The 5142-nt window shown below is 70.2% G+C and carries 6 protein-coding genes and 1 pseudogene; 5 read left to right on the forward strand and 2 right to left on the reverse strand.

The features are described from left to right. Positions 1 to 176: 176 nt before the first annotated feature. Positions 177 to 962, reverse strand: a pseudogene (locus ACWD3D_RS33175) (serine hydrolase); the annotation flags it as partial. Between the two features lie 85 nt (positions 963 to 1047). Between ACWD3D_RS33175 and ACWD3D_RS33180 the strand changes: the two are divergent. Both ACWD3D_RS33180 and ACWD3D_RS33185 read left to right on the forward strand, forming a co-directional pair. Continuing rightward, the gene (locus tag ACWD3D_RS33180) at positions 1048 to 1776 is read left to right on the forward strand and encodes an SseB family protein (RefSeq protein WP_451464434.1); all 729 of its coding nucleotides are present in this window, start codon (positions 1048 to 1050) and stop codon (positions 1774 to 1776) included. Positions 1777 to 1963: 187 nt separating this feature from the next. Further along, entirely contained in the window at positions 1964 to 2695 is a 732-nt protein-coding gene (locus ACWD3D_RS33185) for an MIP family channel protein (RefSeq protein ID WP_451464435.1), read from the forward strand. A gap of 127 nt (positions 2696 to 2822) precedes the next feature. On the opposite strand, the gene ACWD3D_RS33190 is transcribed toward ACWD3D_RS33185, so the two are convergent. Beyond that, positions 2823 to 3182, reverse strand: a complete 360-nt coding sequence (locus ACWD3D_RS33190) for a DUF1844 domain-containing protein (RefSeq protein WP_266702546.1) — start codon at positions 3180 to 3182, stop codon at positions 2823 to 2825. A gap of 363 nt (positions 3183 to 3545) precedes the next feature. Here ACWD3D_RS33190 and infC point away from each other — a divergent pair, with 363 nt between their 5' ends. From infC to rplT, 3 genes are all read left to right on the forward strand, one after another. Then, entirely contained in the window at positions 3546 to 4277 is a 732-nt protein-coding gene (infC, locus tag ACWD3D_RS33195) for a translation initiation factor IF-3 (RefSeq protein WP_451464436.1), read from the forward strand. Between the two features lie 118 nt (positions 4278 to 4395). Continuing rightward, complete coding sequence (gene rpmI, locus ACWD3D_RS33200; protein ID WP_266702544.1) at positions 4396 to 4590, forward strand: 50S ribosomal protein L35; 195 nt, start codon at positions 4396 to 4398, stop codon at positions 4588 to 4590. A gap of 113 nt (positions 4591 to 4703) precedes the next feature. Continuing rightward, on the forward strand, positions 4704 to 5087 hold the full coding sequence (rplT, locus tag ACWD3D_RS33205) for a 50S ribosomal protein L20 (protein ID WP_275495100.1): 384 nt from the start codon (positions 4704 to 4706) through the stop codon (positions 5085 to 5087). Positions 5088 to 5142 lie beyond the last annotated feature (55 nt).

Here is a 5142-nt window from a genome sequence, read left to right on the forward strand (position 1 = left end):
GCACGTCGTCCACGAGTTTGCGCGGCGGTTGTGTCAGGTCCAGCGCGTCGGGGCCCTTGGCCCAGCGCGAGCCCGGGTGCGGGGAGAGGTACTCGCTGGGTGGCGTGCCCGTCGCTGAGCACGGCCACCAGATACGTCCTGCCGCCCGACTCGACCCGCCCCACGCTGTTGATGTCCCACAAGCCGGTGGTGGTCCGGGGCATCCAGCCGTTCTTCAGCAGCGCGTCGGTCCCCGCGGCGGACACGCCCCACCGCTGGTCGGCCTCCACCTGGCCCATCAGCTCCTGCACGTAGGCCCGCGAGTCGGCGGACAGCGGGCTGCTCGCGTCGGAGCCCTCGGCGAAGACCGCCTCCAGCAGTCTCACCTGGTCGGCCGCCGTGGTCAGGGTCAGCCCCCAGGCGTGGGAGGCGGTGGTACCGGTCAGTCCCAGCCGTTCGTTCGCCGCGTCGAGCGCGCTCTCACCGCCGACCACCTGAAGCAGGCGCGTGGCCGACGCATTGTCGCTGTTCTCGATCATGGTGGCCGCCGAGGCCCGCTCGCCCGCGGTCAGCTCCCGGCCCTCGTCCTGCGCGGTCAGCAGCAGAGCGGCCAGGATGTCCACCTTCACGATGCTGGCGGTGTCGAAGGTCTGCCCGGCGGCGCTCTCGTACGCCCCGCTCGCCCCGCTCTCCGGGTCGAGCACGGCCACCGAGAGCCGCGCGTCCCCTGCCACCGGCCGGACGGCCGCCGCCACCAACGCGTCGTAGTCCACTTCGGGCTCCTCGCTCGCCGCCGCGGAGGGTGTACCGGCCCCGGTGGACGGAGCCCGCGACGAGGCCGAGGCTACCGAGGCCACGGGGTCGTCCGCGCCCTCCGCCGCGTGGCTCGTCAGGTACGCGCCGCCCGCAGCCGTACCGGCCAGCACGACGATCGCGGTCACCGAGGCCGACATCACTGACCTGCGTATTCTCAGACGGGGCATGGCCGCACGCTAGGAAGCGCGTCTGAGAGGAGCCTGTGGCGAACCTGTCGTCCCGGTGAGAATACGGACCCATTACGCTCGTCCCGTGGAGCTCAAGAACATCCCGGACCCCGGTTTCTCCGACGACGACGGCAGCGCCGCCCCCGAGCTGACGGCGGCGCTCAGCGCCTGGTCCGAGGACAGGTCGGCCGTCGGACCGGTCCTGGCGGCCCTCCGCGACGCCCGACTCCTGGTGCCCGTCGTCGCCGTCCTCGGCGAGGTCGAGGAGGACGAGAACGGGCTGCGCCGCGAGAAGACCAGCGACATGGCCGTCCCCACCCTCACGGCGGGGAACCGGCGCGCGCTGCCCGCCTTCACCTCCACCGCCTCGCTGGCACTCTGGGACCCGCAGGCACGCCCGGTAGCCGTGCCCCTCCATCAGGCGCTGCAGGCAGCCGCCCACGAGAAGGCGGACACGATCGTGCTGGACCTCGCCGGTCCCGTCGCCTTCGAGCTGTCCGGCTCCGCCCTGCGCGCCCTCGCCGAAGGCCGGACCGGGGCCGGCCCTCTGGACGACCCCGCCGTCGTCACGGCCGTACGGGACGTCGTCGCGGCCGAGCCCGCCGTGCTCCGCGCCCACCTGGGCCCCGGGAGCGCCGACGGCACCCTCGCGCTCGTCCTCGCCCCGGAAGCGGTCCCCGCGGAGGCGGCACGGCGAGTGGCCTCCGCGTTGTCCGCCAGCGAGGTGCTGCGCGCCAGGCTCGTACGCGGCCTCGACCTCGCCCTGCTGCCGGCCGACGCGCCCACCCCGGGCGAGCCGCTCTTCACCCGCTGACCGCCGGCCGCTGTCACCGACCGCTGACCGCCGGCCGCTGTCACCGACCGCTCCCGCGCCGGACCGGAGCATGGTCCGCCCCGGCAGCCACCTCCGCCACCTGAACGGCTCAACGCGCGCGTCCGTCACTCCGCCTCGAAAATGGGCGAAGTGAACTAAATCCGGACGAAATTCGCGAGGTGGTTGTATGCAGACGCGGACGGTTGTCTCAGAGTTTCTGGGGACGCTGCTCCTGGTGTTCTTCGCCGTCGGTTCCGCGGTTCTCGCCGTCGATTTCATCGGGACGGTGGGCATCGCCCTCGCGTTCGGCTTCGTGCTGCTGGCGCTCGCCTACGCGCTCGGCCCGATCTCCGGCTGCCACGTGAACCCCGCGGTGACTCTCGGCATGCTGATGGCACGGCGCATCGACGTCCGTACGGCGGTCACCTACTGGGTCGCCCAGTTCGTGGGCGCCATCGCGGGTGCGGCGCTGCTCTTCCTGCTGGCGAAGCAGGTCCCGGGACTGAAGACGCACGGCAAGTTCGGCAGCAACGGCTACGGCGACCGCTCGGAGGTCCACCTCAACCAGGGCGGGGCGTTCCTCGCCGAGGTGGTGCTGACCTTCCTGCTGGTCTTCGTCGTCCTGGCGGTGACCCACAAGGTCGCGGTGATCGGCTTCGACGGACTCCCCATCGGCCTGTCGCTCGCGGTGATCCACCTGGTGGGCATCCCGCTGACCGGCACGTCCGTCAACCCCGCCCGCAGTCTGGGGCCCGCCATCTTCGCCGGCGGCCCCGCGCTCTCGCAGCTCTGGCTGTTCATCGTGGCGCCACTCGTGGGCGGCGTCATCGCCGCGCTCGCCCACCGCCTGACACACCCGGTCTCCGTACGCGCCGCCGAGGCGGGCGACGTTCCGGCCGACGAGGCGGGGACGGCCTGAGCCGAGCGACGGAAACCACCACGCGCGGCGTGCGGAGAGCGCCGGACGGCACGGAGCCCGCCGTCCCCTCAAGGGGAGGCGGGCTCCGTGCGGTGTGCTGCCGTTCGCGGCCGGCGGCAGGCGGCCGTCAGCCGTAGACGGGGCCGGTGTACTTCTCACCCGGGCCGGTGCCAGGCTCGTCCGGTACGAGCGAGGCCTCGCGGAAGGCGAGTTGGAGCGACTTCAGCCCGTCGCGCAGCGGCGAGGCGTGGAAGGTGCTGATCTCGGTCGTGCTGGCGTCCAGCAGGCCGGCGAGGGCGTGCACGAGCTTGCGGGCCTCGTCGAGGTCCTTGTGCTCCTCGCCCTCCTCGGTCAGGCCGAGCTTCACGGCGGCGGCGCTCATCAGGTTGACCGCGACGGTCACGATCACCTCGACGGCGGGGACCTCTGCGATGTCGCGGGCCATTTCGTCGAAGCCGGGGTTCTCGGTGCTGGGGGCGTCACTCATGCCCCACACGATACGGCTGGTCCCGCACGTCCCCGCGCGCGGGCGCCGGGGCCGGGGTCGCCGGGTGCGGCGACGCACGGGATTAGCGTCACCGTCCGGCTGCTGCTAACCTTGTGTAACGACCGGCCGGACACCTATGTGCTCGGCCCACAAGTGGAGGCTCCGATCTCCCACCCAGTCGCCCTCAGGGCGGCGGGTCACCGGTCAGACGGCCACCATCGTTCCGTACGGACGATGGAGCCGTCCGATGCGCCCCGCGGATTTCACGCGGCGGTGTTCCGGTATTTTCAGGAGCCCCGCCTGTGTCCCGTCCGGGGCATTTTTCATATCCCGGCGCGGTTGGTCTGTCGAAACAGACGTTACGTGGCTGTCTGCCAGGCAGTCGCGTGGTGCTACCTAGGAGGATCCATCAGCGCCGAGCCCCGCATCAACGACAGGATTCGCGTTCCCGAGGTGCGACTTGTCGGACCCAGCGGCGAGCAGGTCGGGATTGTTCCGCTTGCCAAGGCCCTGGAGCTCGCACAGGAGTACGACCTCGACCTGGTCGAGGTGGCGGCAACCGCCCGCCCGCCCGTGTGCAAGCTCATGGACTACGGGAAGTTCAAGTACGAGTCGGCCATGAAGGCCCGTGAGGCGCGCAAGAACCAGGCGCACACGGTCATCAAGGAGATGAAGCTCCGGCCGAAGATCGACCCGCACGACTATGACACCAAGAAGGGTCACGTCGTCCGGTTCCTGAAGCAGGGCGACAAGGTCAAGATCACGATCATGTTCCGTGGTCGTGAGCAGTCCCGCCCGGAGCTCGGCTTCCGCCTGCTCCAGCGTCTCGCTTCGGACGTCGAGGAACTCGGCTTCATCGAGTCCAACCCCAAGCAGGACGGCCGGAACATGATCATGGTTCTGGGCCCGCACAAGAAGAAGACCGAAGCCATGGCGGAGGCCCGCGAGGCGCAGGCCGCCCGCAAGGCCGAGCGTCAGGGCAGCACTCAGGACGTCGAGTCCGAGGGCGCGTCCGAGGCGCAGGCCGAAGCACCCGCCGAGGCTCCTGCCGAGGCACCCGTCGAGGCTTCGGCCGAGACACCTTCCGAGTCGTGACCTCGGGGCCGCCATCCAGGTGGCCCCCGGTCCTCCCGGAATCCACAGAGATCTGACGCCCCTGATCGCGCGGTGCCCGCACCGTGAGGGGCGCCACTGACGAGGAGATAACGGCGCGATGCCGAAGAACAAGACGCACAGCGGTACCAGCAAGCGCTTCAAGATCACCGGCTCCGGCAAGGTGCTCCGCGAGAAGGCGGGCAAGCGCCACCTCCTGGAGCACAAGTCGTCCAAGAAGACCCGCTCGCTGACCGGCACGGTCGTCGTGGCTCCGGCCGACGCCAAGAAGATCAAGAAGCTTCTCGGCAAGTGAGGTCAGGCCCCCGGTGAACCCGGGAGGCCGACCTCGATCGAACCGGGACCAATTCGTTTCCGGGCTGGGTGCGTCGACATCGTAACCACCAGCCCCGCTGCAAGGAGTTAAAAGTGGCACGCGTCAAGCGGGCAGTAAACGCCCACAAGAAGCGCCGGGCGATCCTCGAGGCCGCCAGCGGTTACCGCGGTCAGCGTTCGCGCCTGTACCGCAAGGCCAAGGAGCAGGTCACCCACTCCCTGGTCTACAACTACAACGACCGCAAGAAGCGCAAGGGCGACTTCCGCCAGCTCTGGATCCAGCGCATCAACGCCGCTGCCCGCCAGAACGGCATGACGTACAACCGCCTCATCCAGGGTCTGAAGGCCGCCAACATCGAGGTGGACCGCAAGATCCTCGCCGAGCTCGCGGTCAACGACGCCAACGCGTTCGCCGCCCTCATCGAGGTCGCGAAGAAGGCCCTCCCGGCCGACGTGAACGCCCCCAAGGCCGCCTGACCCAGGCGTACTTGAAGGTGCTTGACCCGGACCCGCAGGCGACGAGCGCCTGCGG

The organism is Streptomyces sp. NPDC002690 (assembly GCF_053592415.1).

Excerpts from the sequence above, each read along its gene's own strand:
- ACWD3D_RS33190 (WP_266702546.1), bottom strand. The coding sequence starts at position 3,182 with ATGAGTGACGCCCCCAGCACCGAGAACCCCGGCTTCGACGAAATGGCC.
- ACWD3D_RS33185 (WP_451464435.1), top strand. The coding sequence starts at position 1,964 with ATGCAGACGCGGACGGTTGTCTCAGAGTTTCTGGGGACGCTGCTCCTG.
- rpmI (WP_266702544.1), top strand. The coding sequence starts at position 4,396 with ATGCCGAAGAACAAGACGCACAGCGGTACCAGCAAGCGCTTCAAGATC.